Raw genomic sequence first — 23,839 nt, 5'->3', positions numbered from 1 at the left:
CCGGCTCCTGCAGCTTTATTTCATCTCGACGATGACTTCTTCGTTCCACTTCTGCGGCAGGGCCTTGGAGGTCTTCTCCCACGCGTCCGCGTCCTTGATCGGAGTCACTTTTTTGTACTGCTCGTTAGGCAGCAACTGAGCCTGAACATCGGCCGGCAATGTCAGGTGTTCGGCACGGATCGGACGAGCGTTGCCGCGCGCCAGGTTGATCTGGCCGGCGTCGCTGAAGATGTATTCGCGGGCCAGTTTGGCGGCGTTCGGGTGCTTGGCGTATTTGTTGATGATGGTGGTGTAACCGGAAATCACCGAGCCGTCGGATGGAATCAGTACGGTGTAGTCATCCGGATTCGCCATCTTCGCCTTGTAGCTCAGACCGTTGAAGTCCCAGACCACACCAACTTCGATTTCGCCCTTTTCCATCGTGGCGATGGTCGGGTTGGACATGGACAGACGACCTTGCTTGGCGATGTCGGCGAACAGCAACAGTGCGGGCTGGAGGTTTTTCTCGTCGCCGCCGTTGGCCAGAGCAGCAGCCAGCACACCGTTGGCAGCTTGGGCCGCAGTGCTCACGTCGCCGATGGAGACCTTGTACTTACCGTCTTTCAAGTCAGCCCATTTGGTTGGCGCATCGGAGCCGTGCAACAATTTTTTGTTGATGATGAAGGCGATGGTGCCGGTGTAGGCCAGTGCCCAGTTACCATCCTTGTCCTTCGCCCAGTCAGGAACCTGAGCCCATGTGCTTGGCTTGTACGGTTGGACCACGCCTTGCTTGACTGCAATCGGGCCGAATGCTGCACCGACGTCGCCGATGTCGGCGCTGGCGTTGTCTTTTTCAGCGGCGAACTTGGCGATTTCCTGGGCCGAGCTCATGTCGGTGTCGATGTGTTTCAGGCCGTAGTTCTTGGCCAGGTCATCCCAGGTGCCTTTCCAGTTGGCCCAGTTGTCGGGCATGCCGACGCTGTTGACCTCACCTTCCGCTTTCGCAGCGGCTTCCAGGGTTTTCAGATCGGTATCAGCCGCCATGGCGGCGGTGCACAGGGCAATGGTCGAGCCTAACAGTGATGCCAGGAAAAGCTGTTTCATTCCGAAGCTCCTTTGGTCGTTATCAACGCTGCGATTGCGGTGGTGTTGGTCTAGGTCAGCAATACCTGAGCCAATTTAGGCGCCTCTGATGACATTTTGATGTCGATCAGCGGTCCGCCTCCATTTTTTGTGCAACAGCGCTCAGGCTTCGGGATAAGCGTAGACCATGGCTAAAGAGCTGATATGAAAGGACTTGGCCATGAAATTGCAGGCACCTGACAGCACCGTTCAGCGCCTTTGTCATCTGTCAGTCATCTGGAGTGCCTAGGCTTGCTGATAGTTGAAGGAGCCGTTTCCAATGACGGTTTCGCCCCGAAACAGTGCTGGTCTAGTCCAGATAGGTAACGTTGATGCGCATCGAGACAACCAAAGCGGTGACAGCTATCGGGCAGGTTCTTCAGGAACAACTCGATCACGGGCTGCTGGCGCCCGGCAGCAAGTTACCGGCGGAGCGCAAGCTCAGTGAGTTATTCGGCACCACACGCATAACCGTGCGCGAAGCATTGTTGCAGTTGGAAGCCCAAGGGCAGATTTATCGCGAGGAGCGTCGGGGCTGGTTCGTGTCGCCGCCGCGCCTGGCTTATAACCTGATGCAGCGCAGTCACTTTCACGCGATGGTCAGCGCTCAGGGGCGGGTGCCGTCCACCGAAGTGATTTCGGCACGGCTGCAACCGGCGTCGGCAGCGGTCTGTGCCTGGCTGCAGTTGCCGGCGTTGTCGAGTGTGATTCAGGTCTGCCGGGCTCGGCGGATTGATGAGCGGCTGGTGCTGTATGTGGAGCACTACCTCAATCCGCAGTATTTTCCGGGGATCCTGGAGTTTGATTTGAATCAGTCGATTACCGAGTTGTACGCGCGGCATTACGACTTGCACTACGGGCGGGTGCGTTTCGAGATCGTGCCGACGGCGCTGTCGGCGGATGCCGCTGCGGCGCTACGGGTGTCGGTCGGGAGTCCGGGATTGCGCATCGCCCGGGTCAATTACGACCAGCATGAGCGGCTGATCGATTGTGACCTGGAGTTTTGGCGGCACGATGCGATTCATGTCGGCGTTGATGTGGTCTGAGCCTGGCCGCCGCAGGTTCTTTCATTATCCGAAGCGGTAAATGTCCATGCCCAGGGCGCCCATGGTGAACCCCTTATGGCTGACGCTGAAAGTCCCGCCAGCACCACGGGCGAAGTACAGCGGCAACAAATGCTCATCACTCGGGTGGTTGCGCACAGCGTTCGGTGCTTGCTGACGATAGTCATGCAACGCGGCTTCATCGTTCGCTTCGAGTTTTTCGATCATCCAGTCGCGGAATTCCCTGGCCCACGGTTCGACGCTTTCGGGACCCGCATGCCAGTCCAGTTCGCGCAGGTTATGGGTGATGCTGCCGGAGCCGATCAACAGAACGCCCTGTTCGCGCAGGCTGGCCAGTGCGTGCCCGACGCGGGTTTGCAGGGCAGGGCCGCCGCGTGTAGGCAGCGAGACTTGCACCACCGGAATGTCGGCTTGCGGGTACATCAACGACAAAGGCACCCATACGCCATGGTCGAAAGGTCGTTCGGTGTCGATGCGGGCGGGCAAGTCACTGCGCTTCAGCAACTGGACAACCTCTGCGGCCAACTGTGGATCGCCGGGTGCCGGGTATTGCACCTCGAACAATGCCTTGGGAAAGCCACCAAAGTCATGCCAGGTTTCAGGTTGCGGATTGCCGCTGACCAACAGTTCATTGTTTTCCCAGTGGGCGGAAACAATCACGATGGCCCTGGGTTTTGGCAACTCGCCAGCCAGGCGCGCGAGAGCCGGCCCACTAGCGCCGGGTTCCAGGGCCAGCATGGGTGAGCCATGGGATATATACAGGCTGGGCAACATGAATGAGCTCCTGAGAGTTAAGATGGGCGTCATCTTCAGTCAGATCATTGATCTAAATCTAATATAAGTTTTAGGGTGTTTTGATCGAATTTTCGGAGATATTTATGCAGCCGGAGTTTTGGCACAAGCGGTGGACGTCGAATCAGATCGGCTTTCATCTGCCGGAAGTGAATCCATATCTGCAACGGTACTGGCCTCAGTTGGGCCTGGAGGACGGGACGCGCGTACTGGTGCCGTTATGTGGGAAAAGCCTGGATTTGCTATGGCTGGCGAAATGCGGTCACGAAGTGTTGGGTGTCGAGTTGTCGGAAAAAGCGGTGGAAGACTTTTTCCACGAGCACCAATTTGATCCGGATGTCAGCGATCAAGGGCCTTTTACGGTGTATCGGGCGGGGTCGATCGAGATCTGGTGTGGTGATTTCTTCGCCCTGACTGCCGGCGATGTTGCCGATTGCAGCGCTCTGTACGACCGCGCAGCGTTGATAGCCTTGCCACCGAAGATGCGAGAGCAATATGCGGCTCATCTGAACCGGATTCTGCCGAAAGACACTTTGGGGCTTTTGATCACGCTGGATTACGACCAGGCGCAAAAAGACGGGCCGCCGTTTGCCGTGCCTGATGATGAAGTGCAACGGTTGTTCGGCGCGGTGTGGTCGCTGAAAATTCTGGAAGACCAGGATGTCCTGGGTGAGAGCTGGAAGTTCATCGAGAGCGGCGTGACGCGGCTTGAGGAACGGGTTTATCGGGTTTCCAGTCATTAAGTTGTGTTGATTGTGCTTGCCGGCGATGAGGCCAGTGTCAGCACCACACAATTCAGACAGACAAAAAAAGGCCCGCATCACTGCGGGCCTTTTCTTTATTGCGGAACCGCTCAGCCCCGACGACGCAGTGCGTCGATACGCTCTTCAAGCGGCGGGTGGCTCATGAACATGCGAGCCAACCCTTGTTTGATGCCACCGTTGATACCAAACGCGCTCAGGGTGTCCGGCATATGCACCGGCAGGCCTTGTTCAGCGCGCAGGCGTTGCAGCGCGCCGATCATCGCGTTGGTGCCCGCCAGGCGAGCACCGGCTTCATCCGCACGGAATTCACGTTTACGCGAGAACCACATGACGATGGCGCTGGCGAGAATACCCAGGACCAGTTCGGCGAAAATGGTCGCCACGTAGTAGGCGATGCCCTGGCCTTCTTCGTTCTTGAAGATCACCTTGTCGACAAAGTTGCCGATGATCCGTGCGAAGAACATGACGAAGGTGTTCACCACGCCCTGGATCAGCGCCAGGGTGACCATGTCACCGTTGGCCACGTGACCGATTTCGTGGGCCAGAACGGCTTTCACCTCATCCGGCGAGAATCGTTCGAGCAAGCCCTGGCTGACCGCGACCAGTGCGTCGTTCTTGTTCCAGCCAGTGGCGAAGGCGTTCGCCTCGTAGGCCGGGAAAATCCCGACTTCCGGCATCTTGATCCCGGCTTCGCGGGACAGTTGCTCGACCGTTTGCAGCAGCCATTGCTCATGACGTGTGCGCGGCTGGGTAATGATCTGGGTGCTGGTACTCATTTTCGCCATCCACTTGGAGATGAACAGCGAGAACAGCGAACCGGCGAAACCAAAGACCGCACAGAAAATCAGCAGCTGATTGAGGTTGAGATCAACCCCATTGGCCGCCATGAACCCGTTGAAGCCGAAAAGGCTCAGGGTGATGCTGGCAATCAGCACGACCGCCAGGTTAGTGGCCAAAAACAGCAGGATGCGCATCATGGTTGTAGAAATCTCCTTTTGCTAAAGATGTAGCGTACTGCGGGGTATATAAGGTGCTGCACCGGGCTATTCAACCGGGTGACTATTTCAAACTGTGTCCTACAGCAAGAGTCTAGCCGCTTGCAGGACATTTCCGACGTGGATACGGGAAGCGATTGTCAGCCGATTCGCATCGCAAGCCCCGCCATTGTTGGACACAGCCACGAAACATGAAGTCGGTGAACAATTGAAGCGGGGATGCCCGGCAAGGGGTAAAGATATGTTGCTGAATTGATCCTCGTGCGACTTTCGTTAAAAAGTCGCACGCGGCCAGTCCGATTACTGGCGATAGGATTTGAGGAAGTTGCCAATCCGTCCGATGGCCATGTCCAGGTCGTCGACGCGTGGCAAGGTCACGACGCGGAAGTGGTCCGGCCAAGGCCAGTTGAAGGCGGTGCCTTGTACGACCAGCAGCTTTTCCGACAGCAGCAGGTCGAGCACGAATTTTTCGTCGTTGTGGATCGGGCAGACTTTCGGGTCAATGCGCGGGAATGCATACAGTGCACCCATCGGCTTGACGCAGCTCACGCCGGGAATGTCATTGAGCAATTCCCAGGTTCGGTTGCGTTGTTCCAGCAGGCGACCTTGCGGCAGCACCAGGTCATTGATGCTCTGGTAGCCGCCGAGGGCGGTCTGGATCGCGTGCTGGCTCGGCACGTTGGCGCAAAGACGCATGTTCGCCAGCATGTCGATGCCTTCGATGTAGCTTTGCGCGTGGTGTTTCGGCCCGGAGATGGCAATCCAGCCGGAACGGAAACCGGCGACGCGATAGGACTTGGACAGGCCGTTGAAGGTCAGGCACAGCAAGTCCGGCGCCAGCGAAGCGGTGCAGATGTGCACGGCGTCGTCGTACAGGATCTTGTCGTAGATCTCATCGGAGAACACCACCAGATTGTGCTGACGGGCCAGCTCCAGCATGCCCAGCAGCACTTCCTTGGAATACACCGCGCCGGTCGGGTTGTTCGGGTTGATGATCACCAGCGCCTTGGTATTCGGGGTGATCTTGGCCTTGATGTCGGCCAGGTCCGGCCACCAGTTGGCCTGTTCGTCACACAGGTAATGCACCGGGTTGCCGCCGGACAGGCTCACGGCGGCAGTCCACAGCGGATAGTCGGGAGCCGGCACCAGCACTTCGTCGCCGTTGTTGAGCAGGGCCTGCATCGACATCACGATCAGTTCGGAAACGCCGTTGCCCAGGTAGATGTCTTCAATGCCGACGCCTTCTACCTGCTTCTGCTGGTAGTACTGCATGACGGCTTTACGCGCACTGAACAGGCCCTTGGAGTCGCTGTAGCCCTGGGCCGTCGGCAGGTTGCGGATCACGTCCTGGAGGATTTCGTCCGGCGCTTCGAAACCAAAAGGCGCCGGGTTGCCGATGTTCAGCTTGAGGATGCGATGGCCTTCCTCTTCCAGGCGTTTGGCGTGCTTGAGCACTGGGCCGCGAATGTCGTAGCAGACGTTGGCGAGCTTGTTCGATTTGCTGACCTGCATGGCGATGTGTTCCCGAAAATGAACGATCCAGGCGGCGTCTGAACCACCGTACTGGGAATCCTGCGTATTCACACAGGCTGACGCCTTGAGAGGCAGCACTCATAAATCCGTTTGAATGCGCGTGGTCTGGCTGCCAGACTGGCGTTTGACGAGGCGCAATCATACGTGCCGCCCGATCCGTGGAAAAGGTACAGATCGGGCTTTTTCAGCTGCCGAGGTGTGATGATGGAAAAGTTGGAAAAAACCCTGGAAGAATGGCGGGCGATGCTCGATCCGGAGCAATACAACGTTTGCCGCCTCAAGGGCACCGAACGCCCGTTTTCCGGCAAATACAATGACAGCAAGATCGACGGTATTTACCACTGCATCTGCTGCAACGAGCCGCTTTTCGACTCCAAGACCAAATTTGATTCCGGTTGCGGCTGGCCGAGCTTCTATGCCCCGATCGGCGACAGCGCCATGGTCGAGATCCGTGACGTCAGCCACGGCATGATCCGCACCGAAGTGGTCTGCGCCAAATGCGATGCGCACCTGGGGCACGTATTCCCGGACGGTCCGCCGCCGACAGGCTTGCGTTATTGCATCAACTCGGTGTGCCTGGACCTGGTGCCGCGCTCGTAATGCGACCCCTGTAGGAGCTGCCGAAGGCTGCGATCTCCTGATCTTGGTTTTCTCGCGATTGCCGAAGATCAAGATCAAAAGATCGCAGCCTTCGGCAGCTCCTACGCCAACTGTCGTTCAGTGATCCGTCATACCTATTAATTAAATTGCACACAATTCAATTGCTCGCTATGTTTGCCTCATATTCCTTCACATCAGAGCGCACATCATGAGCGACAATCTGCTGAGCATCCCGTGCACCACCATCAAGGGTGAGCAAAAGACCCTGGCTGACTTCGCCGGCAAAGCGGTGCTGGTGGTCAACACCGCGAGCAAATGCGGCTTTACTCCGCAATACAAAGGCCTCGAGGAGCTGTGGCAGACCTACAAGGACCAGGGCCTGGTGGTGCTCGGTTTTCCCTGCAACCAGTTCGGCAAGCAGGAGCCGGGTAACGAAGGGGCGATTTCCGAGTTCTGCGAGCTGAACTACGGAGTCAGTTTCCCGTTGTTCAAAAAGATCGACGTTAACGGCACCGACGCCCACCCACTGTTCGTGCAGTTGAAAAAACGTGCGCCGGGTGTGCTGGGTTCCCAAGGCATCAAGTGGAACTTCACCAAGTTCCTGATCGGCAAGGACGGCCAGCTGGTCAAGCGTTTCGCTCCGGCGACCAAGCCGCAGGACCTGAGCCGCGAGATCGAAGCCCTGCTCAAATGAACACCTTGTCCGTCGATTCCCTGAAGCTCGACAGCCAACTCTGCTTCAAACTGTACGCCGCCTCGCGGGCGGTGATCCGTGCCTACAAGCCAATGCTTGATCAGCTCGGCCTGACCTATCCGCAATACCTGGCGATGCTGGTGTTGTGGGAATGGCAGGAGGCAGCACCTGATCAACCTACGGTCAAGGCGCTGGGCGAGCGTTTGGCGCTGGACTCCGGCACGTTGACGCCGCTGCTCAAGCGACTTGAGCAGTTGCAACTGGTTCAGCGCCAACGTTCGGCGCGGGATGAGCGCGAGGTGCACCTGAGCCTGTCGCCAACCGGCAAGGCATTGCGTGATCAGGTCGGACCGCTCAAGGCCCGCTTGCTGTGCGACAGCGGCGTCGATCTGGACCGGCTCAATGACTTGCGCGATGGCCTCGATCACCTGCTGGGGCAGATCAGGTCATTGTCGTAGTCGTAGTCGGCATCCATAAATCCAGTAGCGCAGCCAGTTCTTCGCGCCGGAAGGGTTTGGCCAGGTAATCGCTCATGCCCGCCGCACGGCAGCGTTCGCGCTCTTCGGACATGGCGTTGGCGGTCAGGGCGACGATGGGCAACTGCGGCCAGCGCCCGCTGCGACGGATTTGCCGACTGGCTTCGTAGCCATCCATCACCGGCATGTTGCAGTCCATCAGCACCAGATCGAACTCACTGTGTTCCAGTTGATCCAGCGCTTCACCGCCGTGAGCCGCGACAATCACCTCGCAGCCGAGTTTTCCGAGCATGCCCTTGGCCACCAACTGATTCACCGGATTGTCCTCCACGAGCAGTACCCGACCGCGTCGCTGAGGTGAGAGGGCTTCCAGGCGTGCATCGTTGAGGATGTTGACTTCCGGCTGCAGGATTCGCCGCAGTGTCTGGTAAAGCGCATTGCGCGCCAACGGCCGCGCCTGTTGTTGCAGGGGGGCCAGGGCGCTGGCCTGTTCGCTGGGCATGAAACTGCCATAAGCGGTCACCAGCAAAATGGGCGCGGTGCAGTTGGGGCGCAGGCCAAACAGGCATTCCGGACAATCGGTGATCACCATGTCGGGCTTCAGACCAATCATTGAGTCATCGATCGAGCGTTGCTGGTAATCGAGTCCCCATTCCGGCAACAGGCTTTTCAACAGCTCTGCCAGGCCGCTGCTGGCAGCGGTAATCGCGATGACCTTGCCGCGCAGTGTCGCCGGTGGCAGGGCGCGGGTGTGGCAGGGCAGTGGCAGATCGGCGCAGAACTGGCTGCCGAAACCCGCTTCCGAGCTGATGGTGAGGCGCCCCTCCATGGCTTCGCAAAGGTTGTAGGTCAACGCCAGCCCCAGCCCGGTGCCGCCGAATTGTCGGGTAATACCCGCCCCGGCCTGGGTAAAGGGCTGGAAGATCTTCACCTGAGCGTCCTGGGCGATACCGATGCCGGTATCGCAGACTTCGATTCTGACGCCTTCTTCGAAGGTCGACAGGCGCACATCGACCCGACCGAACCGGGTGAACTTGAGCGCGTTGGACAAGAGATTGCTGACGATCTGCCGCACGCGAGTCGGATCGCCGAGCACCAGCGCCGGAAAAGCCGGATCGATCAGGCACGTCAGCTCGACGCTGGGCGCCGCGTTCTGCGACAGCAGGTTGGCGGTGTCCTCGATCAGTGAGCCGAGGTCGAACGGAATGTGTTCGAGCTCGAGCTGGCCGGCATCGAATTTCGACAGGTCGAGAATATCGTTGAGCAATTCCACCAGCACTTTGCCCGAGTCATGGGCGATGGACAGTTGTTGCTGTTGCTCGGCATTCAGCGGGCCGTCGAGGGAAAGGGCGATCATCCCCAGCAATCCATTGAGGGGCGTGCGGATTTCGTGGCTCATGTTGGCGAGGAACACCGAGCGTGCTTCCGCCATGTCCAGGGCCGTGCTGCGTGCGACTTCCAGTTCCTGATTGGACTGGCTGAGCCGGGTGTTGATCGCCTTGAGTTCTGCGGTGCGCGCAGACACGATGTTTTCCAGTTGCCCAAGGTAGTCGGTCAGGCGGTTTTCGGCGTTACGTCGCTGCTGGATTTCGGTAGCGATGTTTTCAAACTGCTGGTTTGCAACTTTGACCAGCACACCGATCTCATCGTTTTCATGGCCCGCCGGGTACTCCAGCCAGGTCGGTTCGACGCTGCGCGGATCGCGGCTGCTGAGTTCGCGGATGACTCGCACCAGCGGTTTGGTCAGCATCACGTAGAACAACGCCAGCAGGATGCCGGTCAGGAGCAGGCTGCGGGCGAACCCATTGAGCAGGGTGATTTCGGCCCGGCGCAGGAACCGGTTGCCAAATGAATAGGTGTCGACATCCAGACGCAGTGTGCCGAGGGATTCGCTCGGCAAGTGATCCAGATACAGACGGTCTTCGAACGCGCGGTCGGCTCCGAACAGGAAGTCACTGATCACCCGATAGCCGCTCTGCACGCCAGGCCGCTTCACGCTGGCCAGCACGGTGCCGTTGTTGTCGGTCAGTTGCGCGCCGATGATCGCCGGTGAGCGCAGCAGGCCCAAGGTCAGTTCCTGGGCGAGTTCGGCGTCGATGTTGTAGGCAATGCGCGAGGCGGGGTTATGGCTGATTTCCAGTAAAGACAGTATTTCCCGGTTGATGGAGGCGTCTTCACTGGCATAATCGATGCCTATTTGCAGCAGGCTGAGCAGCGTGCCCAGAATGAAACCGACCAGCACGGTAAGCCGGGCTTGTTTGTAGGACAGCCGGTTGGTGAACTTGATATCCATGGGGTGTTGAACCACTTCCGTTTCCCTTCGCTGCTCAAGCATAGTCGATCATGCATGGATACCGATGTTCTCGCGAGCCCTTGTGCAACAAGGGATGACCCGGGCACCGACCGCCGTGTTTCGTCGCTGTAGCGCCATCATTACTGTGAACGTGCCCGAGGAGAAGACGTGGATTCCCGATTGAATGCTTTTCTTGAACGCGCCGATGCCGTTCTGGCTCGAATCGAACCGTTGCTGCCTGCACTTCGGCAATCCATCGACTGGACGCAATGCCTGGCTGCGCGCTGGCAACGCGAGGGTCGCAGCGGTTTTCTGTTGCCGCTGCACGTCAGCCTCGACATGCGTTTGTCCGACCTGATCGGCGTCGACCGGCAACTGGAACAGCTGGGGCGCAATACCCAACAGTTCATCGACGGCATGCCGGCCAACCACGCCTTGCTCTGGGGCTCGCGTGGCACCGGTAAATCGTCGCTGGTGCGTGCCTTGCTGGCCGAGCATGCCAAGGCCGGTTTGCGGCTGATCGAAATCGAGCGCGACCACCTGGCGGACCTGCCACGGGTGGTCGAACAGATTGCCAGGTTGCCCCAGCGCTTCGTGCTGTTCTGCGATGACCTGTCGTTCGAATCGGGCGAAGGTGATTATCGCGTGCTCAAGAGCGTGCTCGACGGTTCCCTCGAGCAGGCACCGGATAACGTTTTGTTGTACGCCACCTCCAACCGTCGCCATCTGGTGCCGGAAAAGGAAAGCGACAACGAGAACTGGAAACGGGTCGACGGCGAGCTGCATCCCAGCGAAGCCGTGGAAGACAAGATCGCCCTGTCGGACCGCTTCGGCCTGTGGCTGTCGTTCTATCCGTTTACCCAGGAACACTTCCTCAATGTGGTCGAGCACTGGATCGGTCAGTTGGCCGACAAGGCCGGCCTGAAATGGCAACGTGACGAAGAGCTGGACATCCTCGCGGTGCGTTGGGCTACCGGCCGGGGCAATCGCAACGGACGTTGCGCCTATCAATTTGCCCGCTATTGGGTCGGGCTCAAGCTGTTGGAGCACAAGGCATGATCGATTTACAACAAAGCGGCCAGGGCCTCGAAGGCTACGGCATGCTGCACGCACAGCTGGAATCCTTGCTGGCGGACGAGCGGGACTTCATCGCCAACGCCGCGCAGTTTTCCGCGTTTCTGTATAACCAACTGGATGACCTGAACTGGGCCGGTTTCTACCTCAATCGCAACGAAGAGCTGGTGCTCGGTCCGTTCCAGGGGCAAATCGCCTGTGTGCGCATCCCGTTCGGTCGCGGTGTGTGTGGCACGGCGGCGGCGACATTGCAGACGCAGTTGGTCGAAGACGTGCACGCTTTCCCCGGACATATCGCCTGCGACAGCGCGTCGAACAGCGAGCTGGTCGTGCCGCTGGTCAAGGACGGTCGCCTGATCGGCGTGCTGGACCTCGACAGCCCGAAGCTCGCGCGGTTTACCGCTGACGATCAAGCCGGCATTGAAAAACTGGCGGCCATTTTCCTGCGCCTGACCGATTGCTGATCATGCCTTGAGGCCAGCCTTGGCCAGCAGGCCTTCCGGATCCACGGCGTCGATCTGCTGTGGATCAAGGAATCGGTCGGCGTACTGCTGATAGATCCCGGCGTTGATGAACAGCCCGAACAATTCAGGGTCAATGTGGGCATCCCGGCACATGGTGGCCATGATGCCCAGCGCTTCGCTCAAGGATTTGGCTTTCTTGTAGGGGCGATCAGCGGCGGTCAGCGCTTCGAAGATATCGGCAATCGCCATCATCCGCGCCGGCAGGCTCATTTCTTCACGCTTCAGCTGCTTGGGATAACCGGTGCCGTCCATTTTTTCGTGGTGGCCGCCAGCGATTTCCGCAACGTTGTTGAGGTGGGCGGGGAAGGGCAGGTGGCTGAGCATCAGGATCGTCTGCACCATGTGGTGGTTGATGATGTAACGTTCCTCGCGAGTCAAGGTGCCCCGGGCAATGCTCAGGTTGTAGAGTTCGCCCCGGTTGTACTTGTAGCGCGGCACGTCGAGTTTGAAACCCCACGGATTGTCTTCCGGAATCAGTTCGGCCTCGGCGCGTTCGAACAGGTGCTCGGGTTTGTCCGCCAGCAACGGCTCGCTGACCGGCAGCGTCGGTGCCGGTGTTTGCGCCTGGCGCCGATTCTCTTCCCAGGAAACACCCAATCGGTCATCCAGGGTTCGGGTCCAGGTCCGTTGAGCCAGGCTGCGCAGGCGTTGCAGATCGGCATCGGCCATCGCCTCGCCGCCCAGATTGCAACGGGCTATAAACGCGAAGTCATCGTCGAGCCCCGCCAGAGTTGCGTCGCGCAGTTCAGCCAGGTGCTGCTCGTTACCGCCCAGGGCAATGGCCTGCCAGTAACTGACCCAGGCATCGCGCTTGAGCACTTCGAAACGGGTGCGGATTTCGTGAATGCGATCGTTCAGGGTTTCCAGCTTCGTGGCTTTATCGACGACGTATTCCGGCGTCGTGACCTTGCCGCAGTCATGCAGCCATGCAGCGATGTGCAGCGCCTCCCACTCGTCTTCGGTGGGTTGATAACCGCTGAAGGCGGGGTCCTGACTGGTCGCGGCAGCCTGTGCGAGCATCAAGGTCAGCGCCGGGACGCGCTGGCAGTGACCGCCAGTGTAGGGGCTTTTGGCATCAATCGCGCCGGCCAGCAGTTGAATGAAAGCGTCCAGCAACTGTTTCTGTTTGGCTTGCAGGCGTTGACTTTCGATACTCACGGCAGCCGCGCCGGACACGGCCTGAAGGAACGCAATGCGGTCCGGACGAAGCTTCTCGAGATCGCTTTGGCCGCCGCTATCCTCAAGCAACAGGATCAGCAGGCCCACGGTTTCGTTATGACGATTGTGCAGACGGATACCGATCAGGTGCACCCGCGGACACCCCATCGCCAGCAGCACTTTCTGCAAATCCCCCGCCTGTTCGAAACCGAGATTGATCACCACATTGTCGGCATTCGACAGTTGCAGCATCCAAGCGGGGCTTTGCGGGCCGCCAGGCTCGTGGCCGCGAATGTCGAACGCCGGCAATGCCTGTGAAATATCGTCGATCACCAGGCCGTGAGGCTCCATGCGATCACCGTCATTTTCCCGGAGGTAGATCAGACCGGCCTGGGCCTGGCCGATTTTCACGGTTTCGAACAAAACCCGCTCCAGCAAGGGCGCAAACCGGGTCTCGGCGCTCAGGCTGTCGGTGATCTGGAAAAAACTTGCCAGGGTATCTTTCATGCGGGTCATCGACACGCTCAGTTGGTCGACTTCGAGCACCGGCGAGCGACGGGAGACCGGAAAATTGAAATTGAAACTGCGAATGGCATCGGCTTCCTGCACCAATTTGCGCAGGGGTTTGACCAGAATTCTCGAGGTCAGCCAGCCCAGCGGCAGGCACAACAGCAATGTGGCCAATGTAATCAACGCCCCTTGCCAGCGCATGCGGTAGGCATCGGCGAGCAATTCGTCTTCCGGCACCAGCAGCGCCAGTTGCAATCCCTGGGGACCACCCTCCTGCATGCGGCTGCGGGCAACGATCCATTGACGGCCAGCGGCTTTCAGCCGATTGCCTGTTGGCGGATTGCTCAGTAGTGCGCCGAGGCTGGGGCTCAGGTCGGCGGCCTTGCTCAGGCGGGCGGTCTGGTCGTCGACGATCAGCTTGCTGCTGTCGGGGTAAGCGATGGCATTGCCTTCGGCATCGAACAGGACGATTTCGGTACTGGGGGTGACGACATGTTTGGCCAGCGTCGCGGACAGTTCTGCCAGCGTCAGGTCCGCGCCCAGGATTGCGTGAGCACCGCTGCGGCGGGCCAGGGTGGTGCCGACGTTGTGAGTGGAGAAAAAGAGGTAGGGTTCGGTGATGATCTGATCGCTGTCGCGGCGGGCATTGGAAAACCAGTTACGTGTTCGCGGATCGTAGGTGTCGTCGGGGTTGTCCTGCCGACTGACGAGGTTCAGGTCCTGATCGAAAAACAGTGACTGGGAATGCACCGGGCCGCCGTTTCGCTCGATGCTCCACACTTGATACACCGCATTGCCCGGGGCGTTGAGCAGGGTTTTCAGGGCGGCGGTTCGCAAGGGGCGAACCATGAAGAAATCCCCGTTATCGTAGCCCAGGTACAGCGAGGCCAGATCAGGGTTGTCCTTGAGCGACTGGCTGAAAGGGCCGAGCAGCGCCAGGCGTTGTTCCAGGCTCATAGCCTGCGCCGCCGGGTTGTATACCAGCAGGCTCAACAGATGATGGATGGGCTCATAGGTGGCGTGCAGGTCCAGCCGGACGTCCTGTTCGATGCGCTCGAAGAGCTTTTCACTGCTGGAAAGAATGATCTGCGTGGTTTGCCTATAGTTGAAAATGCCCAGCACCACGCCGGTCAGGAGCAACAGCAGGGTAAACATCACACTGATATGCACGTGCAACGGAAACCGGCGTTGGTCCGGGCGCAGTGGGCTGGGCATTGCAGGTCACTCCATGCGGTTTAACACACTGCTCAGCGACAAAGCATAGTTAAGGCTCCATCATTCTGCTTTTGTCGTTTTGACCAATTTGTTGCAGTAATGCCTGCTCCAGTTCGAGCATCGCGCCTTCGACGGCCTTCCTGCATTCGGCGACGTTGTCATGATGAAAAACTTCATGGCAGACCCGTTCGAGCGCTTCGCAGCGGTCGATCAAGCGGGTGGCCTGGACAATTCGGGCTGCTCCCTTGATTTTGTGAGCGATATCAAGAAACGACTGCGGGTCATTTGACCGGGATAACGCCTGCAGCGCCTGTCGGTCCAGACGGTTGCTGCTGAGCAGTTCGGTCAACAGTCGCAGGTCCATTGCCGGGTTACCTCCCGTCAACAAGTGCAGCCCTTTCAGGCTGAAAGCGGGAGAGCGATCGGTCGGTTCGATCTCTGCGATCCATTGACTCAACGCGGACAGCGTCAGCGGCTTGAACAGGCAGTCATCCATTCCTGCTTGTTTGCAGCGCTGTCGCTCTTCCGGTTGTGCGTTGGCGGTAAAACCCAGAACGGTGCACGGGGAACGATCGGATTGCTGTTCATGGTCGCGGATGGCGTGAGTGAGTTCATAGCCATTCATGACCGGCATGTTGCAGTCGACGATCACCAGATCGAACAGCCCTGATTTCCACACTTCGAACCCTGCTTCGCCATCCTCGGCAACGCTGAATCGATGCCCCAGAAACTCCAGCTGTTGGCACATCAACAAGCGATTGGCCGGGTGATCGTCAATCACCAGCACGTTCAAGGGTGCCGTGGACGTGTGGATCGGTGTTTCGGTGGTTTTCGACATCTGCTCGAGTGGCAGGGTGGACAGCAGCAGAGAAACCTGGACTTGCGTGCCGACTCCCGGTTGGCTATCCAATCGCAGGCTGCCGCCCATCATTTCGCACAGGCTTCGACTGATCACCAGACCCAGGCCGGCGCCGCCTCTGCCTGACTGCCCAGTGCCATTGGCCTGGGCGAAGGGTTCGAACAGTCGCCGTTGATCCTGTTCGCTGATCCCGATGCCGCTGTCCTCAACCTGCAACAGCATCCGGACTTGCTCGGGGTCAGGCGTCGCAAGCAATTCGACGGTGATCCTGACCTGGCCCTGTTCCGTGAATTTGATAGCGTTGCTGACCAGGTTCGACAACACCTGTTTGAAACGCATCGGGTCCAGCAGGATATCGATCGCCGGATTGGCCGGGTTGAGTTCCAGCAGCAGTTCAAGGTTTTTCTGACGAGCCAGACCCTCGAAGATCCGCACGACCGAGCCCACGATTTCACTTGGATTCACTCTTTCCGGGCTCAGGCTCAGACGCCCGGATTCGATCCGGGCAATGTCGAGAATGTCGCCGATCAGTTCCAGCAGGTCCCTGGCCGAGTTGTAGGCCACGTCAATGGCGGGACGATCTGGATGGTTGCTCTCAATGCGCTTCAGCGTCAGTTCGAGCATGCCGATGACCGCATTCATCGGCGTGCGGATCTCATGGCTCATGGTCGCCAGGAATGTGCTTTTGGCGCGGTTGGCTTCATCGGCGCGCTCCTTCGCGCAGCGCAGCTCCTCGAACAGTTGGCGCCGCTCGATCAATTGATCGTTCAGCGCGCGTTCGGCCGCCTGACGCTGTTTGATCTGGCGACGCATATAGGCATTCCAGGCAGCGGAAAGCAGGAGCAGCACGCCGGCCCCGATCACGATCTGATAGAACAATCGCTGGTAATTGCGCCAGGTGCTTTGCGAGGACGCCGAATAGCCACGCCAGCGGCTGTTGATGATGCCCAGTTCTTCCGGGGCGATGCTCAGGAGTGCCTTGTTGAGGATGGCGTTCAGCTCTTTGGCCTCTCGTCCGGTCGCCAGGGAAAATGCGGCCTGCCGGGTGCCAATGGTGGTCCGGATCTGCAGTGTGTGCTCGAAAAGCCGTGATGAAATGAAGTAGTTGGCGATGACCAGTGAGTTCACCGCACCTTCTGCCTTGCCTTCGGCGAGCAATTCCACCGCGCTGAACGTGTCCGGGGTTTCAATCAACCTGATCCGCGGGAACTCGCGGCGCAGGTAATCCACCAGTGGGCTGCCCTGGGCGATGGTCAGGCGTTTGCCCGCCAGCTGCTCAAGGTTTGCCGGGCTGTCGGCGGCTTTGCGAGTCAGAAGGACAAAGGAGTTTTGCAGATAGGGGCGGGTGAAATTCAGTGCTGTATCACGTTCGGCGCTGGGGAGCAGGGCGGCGATTACATCGGCTTTATTGTCCTTGATCTGTTCGATCATCTCGTCATCGTTTCGGCTTCGACGGATGTCGAAACGCAGGCCGGTGCGCAATCTGATCAGTTCAAGCAGGTCTGCGGTGACACCGCGAAAATTGCCATTGCTGTCGAAAAACGACAGCGGCGCAAGCGCCTCGTTGACCACCACGCGCACGATCGGATGTTGCGCCAGCCACTGTTCTTCGGGGGCGGTGAGTTGTAACTTCTGGTCGGTAAGAAGAATGTCACTGCCGGCACTCCAGCGCTCGGCGATGTTCTGCCGTTCGCTGGCGGGGATGGCCATGAGCATGGCATTGATGATCCCGAGCAATTCCGGGTTGTGCCTGTGCACGGCAAAGCTGAAACCGTGGGCTTCGTGTTTGCCGAAGTTAGCCATGCGGATGTTGTTCAGGTAACCCTTGTTGATCATGTAATGGGTCGAGATGGTGTCGCCCAGGAAGACGTCGGCCTGATCGAAAGCCACCGCATTGATCGCATTCTGGTAAGACGGATAGGAGGTAATGGTTGCCTTGGGATACAAGGCCCTGACTTCCTCCAGTGGCAAGTAGTGATACACCATGCTCAGCCGCAAGCCGGCGAGGCCTTCGGTCAGGGATCGGGTTTCTCCTTCCCGTGTCACCAGGACCGGCTGGTCCACGGCGTAGGGCGTGGAAAGCGCGATATCGGCATTGTGAGCCTCGAACCCATTGGCTGTGCCGAGCAGATCGACCTCGCCTTTTTCAAGTGCCTTGATGGCAGCTCCGCGGGACGCAAAGCGTTGGACCTTGACTGGTAAACCGAGGGTTTTGCCGAGGATGCCAGCGTAATCGGCGGTGAAGCCTTCGTAGTCCTTGCCGCTGACGGTCAGGTCGAAAGGAGGATAGTCCGGGGCCGACGTACCCAGGATCAGTTCGCGCTTACTTGTTATCCATTGCCGTTGCGATGGATCCAGTTGGACGTCCAGATGCCGGAGGGTCGATCGACTGAGCAGGGTGAAGTGTTCGCTGGCAATCTGCGAGGCAGGTACTGAAGTGCTCAGGCATAAACCTGCAGCCACTGAAATCAGATAATCCTTAATGCGACGGGGCATCCTGTGTCTCACACTAATGCGTTACGTTTTGCCATCTCGATGAGTTCAACCAGGGATTTGGCTTTGAGTTTCTGCATCAGTCGTTTTTTATAGGTGCTGACAGTCTTGTTACTTAGAAACATGCCTTTGGCAATTTCCTTGTTGGTACGGCCTTGTGCAAAAAGTTGCAGTACCATCAATTCTCTATCATTGACTGACTTGAACAGTTCCAGCTCGGCGCAACGCACGTCATCACCACGGACAGGATTCAAGGCCTCACTCGGGAAGTAGTTGTAACCTGACAATACCGCTTTTATGGCGCTGACCAGTTCACTCAGATCCTCCTGTTTGCAGACATAACCTGATGCGCCGGATTGCATGCAGCGAATACCGAACAGTGTTGGGCACTGCGCAGTCAATACCAGTGTTTTCAGCGGTGTACTCATTGCGTTGAAACGCGCGAGAACTTCAAGGCCATCCAGTTTTGGAATGCTGATATCGAGAATGACCAGGTCTGGCATGCATTCACGCACCATCTGCATGGCATCGACCCCATTATCGGATTCGCCGACAACTTTGTAACCTTCGTGCTCCAGTAACATTCGGACGGCAAGGCGGATAACAGGGTGATCGTCGACAATAAAAACGGAGTTCATAATCAAATCCCATGCGAGCTCAGATAAAGCGCGCACCTTAGCTCAGATAGTTGATGGGACGCATGAACTGACGGACCTCAAGCAGCAATATAGGAATAGTCCTACAAACGAACAGGAAAGGGGCTACGAATCAACTAGGTTTCGCATGAGGACGGGCAGAGTTGTTGGGGGCGGTATTTCAAGGTTTTTAAGCGTAAGTTACAAGTAGTGCCTGGCTGGATCGTGTCGAAATTCATTTTTTATAATTGAATTGAACTCAACAGGTTTCTGAATTCGAATTGTTTCAATGGTTTTATCAAGTAGCCAAGTAGAGGCAGTCCGTGTGCATTTGCGGTTTTTTCAAGTCCATCAAGTTCTGTGCGCGTCAGGCTGCTTAATAGTATTGCCTGTTTTATCATCCCGCGATGACTGGCGAATTTGACCAGATCCAGCCCGGGAAGATCGGGTAAACATTGGTCGCATAACAGGATGTCAAATGGTCGCACCGCCACCAGCATTTGCTGCAAGGCATCTTGGGCACTGTCGGAGGTCGTCAGTTGGGTGAAACCATAACTTTCAAGCAGGTACTGAGTCGCCCTTAGTTGGAAGGGATGATCTTCCACCAACAGGATGCGCAATTCGTCTTCGAACTTGGGATTACTCACGCTTTCTCTCTCATACAGAGGGGCCTTTCATTATTTCGCGAGAAGGGCGAGCAATCGATCAGTTTGCTCGGTGTGAGGTGTAGGGGAATTCGGCGAATGCTGAACGCACTTGGGCTTTCAGTGGCTGATCAGCCATTCCGGATGGCGTAATGGCTGATCAGACGGGTTTCGTCAGTGGCTCGAACGGCCAGTCATCTCCAGCGCCATGTCGCTGGCATAGCTGTCGGTCATGCCGGCGATGAAATCAATCATGCGCAGGAACGAAGTGTGTAGCGGGCCGTGAGGGTCGGGCGCATTGTTGCCCAGCAGATCAAGGATGCGACGGCTCTTGAAGGACGGTGTCCGACCGTTGTGCTGTTCCAGCGCTGCGCCGCAGAACGCGTTCAGCAGGATTTCCAGCGTGGTATAGGCGCCGATCTCGTGCAGGGTCTTGCGCTTGTCCTGGAAGATCTTTTTGCGTGCCATGTCTTTGGCATTCAATACGCAGCGTTTGGCGGGACCGTGCATGTGTTCCACCAGATCGCCAGGCAGCGTGCCGGCCAGCAACGCGTCCTGTTGCTCGACAAAGGCGCGGGCCGCGGCGTTGGTCAGATGCTCGATGGCTTTGCCCCGCAGGATTGCCAGTTTGCGCCGACGTGAATCCCGCGGGCCGAGCTGACGATAGGTCTCCGGCAAATCGTCGCCCACCAGGTCCAGCAACAGGGACTCGACTTCGGCGTACTCCAGCAGCTCCATTTCCAGGCCATCTTCGAGGTCGATCAGCGCATAGCAGATGTCATCCGCGGCCTCCATCAAATACACCAGGGGATGGCGTGCCCAGCGTTGTTCTTCAAGTTGCGGCAGGCCGAGTTTATGAGCGATCTGCTCCAGCAGCGGGAGTTCGCTACAGGCAATTCAGCAACCAAACCGCAATGTTGCTATCTAATTGATTTATATGACTAAAATTTTGATGTTTAGATTTTATTCCCAAAATACCGCACCGTTTGAATAGGCAGCGTTAGCGGTAGGGCACCCCTCTAGAGATTTGTAGAATGTCATCGCCAGATAGCGAGCTTTTTTGGTGACGAATAGACAAGGCTGGGTACTTCATTGCCGTTTTGGACATTTTGAGCAGGTACATAATCTGCTGCTTAAGGTCTTCAATTGATATGGTTTCTGTTAAAAACAAGCTAAGTCGATAGCTCAAGACCAGAACGGTGGTCGGCTACCTCGGCTTGGATATGGCTCCGCTCAAATACATCTAGAGAAGCCTTGTTTCATATGTATGAATACAGAGGCACCTGTACAAATATACAGGTCTTATCAGAGCCCCAACCAATTTGATGGCAAATCGACACCCTAGCGAAACTCAGGTAAGGTCGAAATCTGTCGAAAAAAGCTAGGGAGGGGCTGTCGAATGTCAAGATCTGCAGATTATACAATTCAAGGATTTCTGTATCAGTTCAATAAGACGCTTGTTGAAATTCTCAAAGCGTCTGACGATGCTGTAATTCACATAGAAGGCATAATTGAAGACATAGAAATAAAAACATCAGCAGGTTTAGATGCAATACAGTGCAAATATCATGAGACGCAAGAAAAATTTGCATTAAGTACCTTGTATAAGCCTCTCCTCCAAATGATGCATCACTTTCATCTAAACAATGATTCGACAATTAAATACAAGCTGTTTTGTCATTTTCCTATGGATGCAGAACGATCCGAATTAACAATAACAAAGTCAGATCTTGAAACGACACTGGAGACAAAAAACCAGACACTCCAGAAATACACCGCAGCACTTAATGGGTGTATTAACGTCAACGACTTTCTTAGCCAGTTTTCCTTTGAAATTGGAGATTCACTGGACAATATGACCAAAGAAATCTACTTACTTCTAGGTGCTAATGGCATACCGACTGAAGACATAGATATTTTGGCCTATCCTAATGCTATACAACATATCGCTGATCTGAGTATAAAACACAATCCAGATGAACGCAGAACCACAAAAAAAGAGACTATTCAGCTTCTTCGGACTATCAAAAAAACAGCAATATCTAGATGGACTCTTTCGTTAAAGTCAAGAAAGGAAATTCTTAAGGAAAGAAGAAGTCAGCTAAAAAACAATCTTGATAAAAATATCAGGTTGCGTTATCTGATAATCGATCCAGAACAAATTGACAGTTTTGAAGAAGAATTTGTTATTTTTATTCAGGACTTCAAGGAAAAGTATCACTTCAAGCAAACCCATACTTGCACCCCGCTATTATATTTAATGACCCAAAGGGAACAAGCGAAGCAAATTCAGCTTAGGCTAGAGCTTAAAGGCGTTATTTGTAACGACGGGATAATTGCTGGAATCCAGTTTGACGAGAGTCGCTTCTTTAGAGAACCGATAGTCAAAAAGTCAAGAGGGGCGGAAATTCAAAGGGAGTTCGATATTAGAATAATTTCTTGTGTAGATGCCATCCCAGCTATAAATAATAGAAAAGCAGACGACATCTTCATAATAGCGGAATCTATCCCAGCTCAGCTTGATACAAGAGACATAAATATAGAACTTCTTTCAATCCGCTCCTTAGCAGAAATAAAATACGTAATGGGGATTAGCAATGTCTTTGAATAAGATTGGCCAAGTTCTTTCATGCTCGCCCAGCACGATCATAATTTCTATTACCGATTTAAAAACTTTTGAAGAGCACAAAAAAGAATTACAAATCGGAAGATTGCTCAAAATATCCCAAGGTAATAACGACTTTACAATCGCCACTATTAGAAACGTTAAAGGAATCGACGCCCAGCATGGAGAAGGATCTACATATTGGCAGTTTCAAGTAGAATGTCAGGCAATTGGAACAATTGACTTAGATGGAGTTTTTGATAGGGGCAGTCTGTTACTGCCAGTACCTACAGAACCAGTCTATATTGCAGATCATGACACAATAGAAAAGCTATTTGCGGCAGATAATGAACATGATTTTCCGCTAGGGCAGCTTTCCCTGAACAAAGATATAACACTTAAAATAAACGGCAATCGCTTCTTCAGCAAGCATATAGCAATCGTTGGCTCGACGGGATCAGGGAAATCCTGCACTGTTGCGAGAATACTCCAAGATGCGGTAGGAATCTCAGATTCGAAGAATCAAAGCATCTTAACTCAGAACAACTCCCACTTGGTGATATTTGATATTCATGACGAATACACCGCAGCATTCGATCTACACAAGGATGAGCAATTCTCCCTAAATCGGCTGGATATTGATTCACTCCAACTTCCCTATTGGTTGATGAACTCGGAAGAATTGGAAAGTATGTTCATTGAGAGCAATGAATCCAATTCGCACAACCAAGTAAGTCAATTCAAAAATGCGGTGACACTCAATAAAGAAAGGCATAACTCTAAAATTCAAGGAATAACCTATGACACGCCTGCATATTTTTCGATAAGAGAAGTTTATCAATACATAGAAAACCTTAACCGAGAGATCATTGGACGGCTCGATGGAGAGGATTGTCCTAAGCTTGTCGATGGGACATTAGTAAATGATAGGACTGATCACTACTTTCATAAAAAATGTTTATTCGTTCCGCAATCGACAGCAGGGGCTACAAAAGCTGGAAACGGGCCATTTAACGGAGAGTTTAATCGATTTGTTTCAAGGTTAGAAACAAAGCTTTCCGATAAGCGATTGAAGTTTCTCCTGAATGCGGAGAAATCAGACGGTTCACCCTACAGTACTGAGGACTTTCAAGACCTAATGAAGCAATTCATTGGTTATATCAATAAGTCCAATGTGACAATAATTGATCTGAGCGGAATTCCATTCGAAGTGCTCAGCATTACGGTAAGCCTAGTTTCCAGACTTATCTTCGACTTCTGCTTTCATTATTCGAAGCTTCAACATGCTAAGAAATCTCTAAACGACATTCCGGTAATGATTGTTTGTGAGGAAGCTCACAACTACATTCCTAGAAGTAATGATGTAGCGTATAGATCTTCCAAGAAATCTTTAGAGAGAATCGCTAAAGAAGGTCGGAAATATGGGCTAAGCTTAATGATTGTTAGTCAGCGACCTTCAGAAGTCTCGGAAACTATCTTCGCACAGTGCAATAATTTTCTTTCCCTCAGGCTTACGAACGATGCTGACCAGAATTATGTCAAGCGACTTTTCCCTGATAATGCAAATTCCATCACAGACATACTTCCGAATCTCTCTCCCGGTGAGTGCATCGCAGTTGGAGATGCGATATTGCTTCCGGCTGTAATCAGGATGCCATTACCCTCTCCAGAGCCACATTCCAAGAGTGTAAAAGTTCACAAGGAGTGGAGAGAGTCATGGAGAGATATCAGTTTTGAAGATGTAATTAGGCGTTGGAGGAAAGAATAGTACTGCTTGTAAACAGGGTGTCAGGTACTTCAGATGCCTGAC

The 23,839-nt window shown here is 55.4% G+C and carries 18 protein-coding genes and 1 pseudogene; 9 read left to right on the top strand and 10 right to left on the bottom strand.

Annotated features, from left to right (window positions below):
* Nucleotides 1–15: 15 nt before the first annotated feature.
* Entirely contained in the window at nucleotides 16–1,083 is a 1,068-nt protein-coding gene (locus ACM6I5_RS28235) for an ABC transporter substrate-binding protein (protein WP_414878081.1), read from the bottom strand.
* 350 nt (nucleotides 1,084–1,433) lie between these two features.
* On the opposite strand from ACM6I5_RS28235, the gene ACM6I5_RS28230 reads away from it, so the two are divergent.
* The gene (locus ACM6I5_RS28230; RefSeq protein ID WP_017337378.1) at nucleotides 1,434–2,147 is read left to right on the top strand and encodes a UTRA domain-containing protein; all 714 of its coding nucleotides are present in this window, start codon (nucleotides 1,434–1,436) and stop codon (nucleotides 2,145–2,147) included.
* A gap of 24 nt (nucleotides 2,148–2,171) precedes the next feature.
* Here ACM6I5_RS28230 and ACM6I5_RS28225 read toward each other — a convergent pair whose 3' ends face one another.
* Entirely contained in the window at nucleotides 2,172–2,939 is a 768-nt protein-coding gene (locus tag ACM6I5_RS28225; RefSeq protein ID WP_414878082.1) for a DODA-type extradiol aromatic ring-opening family dioxygenase, read from the bottom strand.
* A gap of 104 nt (nucleotides 2,940–3,043) precedes the next feature.
* Between ACM6I5_RS28225 and ACM6I5_RS28220 the strand changes: the two genes are divergently transcribed.
* On the top strand, nucleotides 3,044–3,700 hold the full coding sequence (locus ACM6I5_RS28220; RefSeq protein ID WP_017337380.1) for a thiopurine S-methyltransferase: 657 nt from the start codon (nucleotides 3,044–3,046) through the stop codon (nucleotides 3,698–3,700).
* Between the two features lie 110 nt (nucleotides 3,701–3,810).
* On the opposite strand, the gene htpX is transcribed toward ACM6I5_RS28220, so the two are convergent.
* Together htpX and ACM6I5_RS28210 are read right to left on the bottom strand one after the other, a co-directional pair.
* Nucleotides 3,811–4,698: a protease HtpX gene (gene htpX, locus ACM6I5_RS28215; protein ID WP_017337381.1), complete on the bottom strand. Its 888-nt coding sequence runs from the start codon at nucleotides 4,696–4,698 to the stop codon at nucleotides 3,811–3,813.
* A 318-nt stretch (nucleotides 4,699–5,016) separates the two neighbouring features.
* The gene (locus tag ACM6I5_RS28210; RefSeq protein WP_008030363.1) at nucleotides 5,017–6,228 is read right to left on the bottom strand and encodes a pyridoxal phosphate-dependent aminotransferase; all 1,212 of its coding nucleotides are present in this window, start codon (nucleotides 6,226–6,228) and stop codon (nucleotides 5,017–5,019) included.
* 225 nt (nucleotides 6,229–6,453) lie between these two features.
* Here ACM6I5_RS28210 and msrB point away from each other — a divergent pair, with 225 nt between their 5' ends.
* From msrB to ACM6I5_RS28195, 3 genes are all read left to right on the top strand, one after another.
* Entirely contained in the window at nucleotides 6,454–6,849 is a 396-nt protein-coding gene (msrB, locus tag ACM6I5_RS28205) for a peptide-methionine (R)-S-oxide reductase MsrB (protein WP_031318585.1), read from the top strand.
* Between the two features lie 208 nt (nucleotides 6,850–7,057).
* On the top strand, nucleotides 7,058–7,543 hold the full coding sequence (locus ACM6I5_RS28200) for a glutathione peroxidase (RefSeq protein ID WP_017337384.1): 486 nt from the start codon (nucleotides 7,058–7,060) through the stop codon (nucleotides 7,541–7,543).
* Nucleotides 7,540–8,001 (top strand): MarR family winged helix-turn-helix transcriptional regulator, encoded by a 462-nt coding sequence (locus tag ACM6I5_RS28195; RefSeq protein ID WP_017337385.1) that lies wholly within the window; start codon nucleotides 7,540–7,542, stop codon nucleotides 7,999–8,001. The genes ACM6I5_RS28200 and ACM6I5_RS28195 overlap by 4 nt, the downstream gene beginning before the upstream one ends.
* On the opposite strand, the gene ACM6I5_RS28190 is transcribed toward ACM6I5_RS28195, so the two are convergent.
* Nucleotides 7,985–10,312 (bottom strand): response regulator, encoded by a 2,328-nt coding sequence (locus tag ACM6I5_RS28190; protein WP_414885122.1) that lies wholly within the window; start codon nucleotides 10,310–10,312, stop codon nucleotides 7,985–7,987. The two genes, ACM6I5_RS28195 and ACM6I5_RS28190, sit on opposite strands and share 17 nt — an antisense overlap.
* Before the next feature lie 168 nt (nucleotides 10,313–10,480).
* Here ACM6I5_RS28190 and ACM6I5_RS28185 point away from each other — a divergent pair, with 168 nt between their 5' ends.
* On the top strand, nucleotides 10,481–11,371 hold the full coding sequence (locus tag ACM6I5_RS28185) for an ATP-binding protein (protein WP_414885121.1): 891 nt from the start codon (nucleotides 10,481–10,483) through the stop codon (nucleotides 11,369–11,371).
* Entirely contained in the window at nucleotides 11,368–11,850 is a 483-nt protein-coding gene (locus tag ACM6I5_RS28180; RefSeq protein WP_017337388.1) for a GAF domain-containing protein, read from the top strand. The genes ACM6I5_RS28185 and ACM6I5_RS28180 overlap by 4 nt, the downstream gene beginning before the upstream one ends.
* Here the strand turns inward: ACM6I5_RS28180 and ACM6I5_RS28175 are convergent, their stop codons facing one another.
* From ACM6I5_RS28175 to ACM6I5_RS28155, 5 genes and pseudogenes are all read right to left on the bottom strand, one after another.
* Complete coding sequence (locus ACM6I5_RS28175) at nucleotides 11,851–14,793, bottom strand: HD domain-containing phosphohydrolase (RefSeq protein WP_414885120.1); 2,943 nt, start codon at nucleotides 14,791–14,793, stop codon at nucleotides 11,851–11,853.
* Nucleotides 14,794–14,842: 49 nt separating this feature from the next.
* Entirely contained in the window at nucleotides 14,843–18,148 is a 3,306-nt protein-coding gene (locus ACM6I5_RS28170) for a transporter substrate-binding domain-containing protein (protein ID WP_414885119.1), read from the bottom strand.
* Between the two features lie 8 nt (nucleotides 18,149–18,156).
* The gene (locus ACM6I5_RS28165) at nucleotides 18,157–18,783 is read right to left on the bottom strand and encodes a response regulator (protein ID WP_414878086.1); all 627 of its coding nucleotides are present in this window, start codon (nucleotides 18,781–18,783) and stop codon (nucleotides 18,157–18,159) included.
* 239 nt (nucleotides 18,784–19,022) lie between these two features.
* A complete protein-coding gene (locus tag ACM6I5_RS28160) occupies nucleotides 19,023–19,427 on the bottom strand; it encodes a response regulator (protein ID WP_414885118.1) in 405 nt (134 codons plus the stop codon).
* Nucleotides 19,428–19,598: 171 nt separating this feature from the next.
* Nucleotides 19,599–20,312: pseudogene (locus tag ACM6I5_RS28155) on the bottom strand (deoxyguanosinetriphosphate triphosphohydrolase); the annotation flags it as partial.
* A 511-nt stretch (nucleotides 20,313–20,823) separates the two neighbouring features.
* Here ACM6I5_RS28155 and ACM6I5_RS28150 point away from each other — a divergent pair.
* Both ACM6I5_RS28150 and ACM6I5_RS28145 read left to right on the top strand, forming a co-directional pair.
* Nucleotides 20,824–22,035, top strand: coding sequence for a hypothetical protein (locus tag ACM6I5_RS28150; RefSeq protein ID WP_414885117.1), 1,212 nt, complete (start codon nucleotides 20,824–20,826; stop codon nucleotides 22,033–22,035).
* Nucleotides 22,022–23,797 (top strand): ATP-binding protein, encoded by a 1,776-nt coding sequence (locus ACM6I5_RS28145; protein WP_414885116.1) that lies wholly within the window; start codon nucleotides 22,022–22,024, stop codon nucleotides 23,795–23,797. Before ACM6I5_RS28150 ends, ACM6I5_RS28145 begins: the two co-directional genes overlap by 14 nt.
* Nucleotides 23,798–23,839 lie beyond the last annotated feature (42 nt).

Origin of the sequence: Pseudomonas sp. IT-P171 (assembly GCF_949767765.1) — a bacterium.
Taxonomy (GTDB): Bacteria; Pseudomonadota; Gammaproteobacteria; order Pseudomonadales; family Pseudomonadaceae; genus Aquipseudomonas; species Aquipseudomonas fluorescens_B.
Note: the sequence above shows the minus strand (reverse complement) of the source record. Positions and strands in the feature narration are given on the sequence as shown.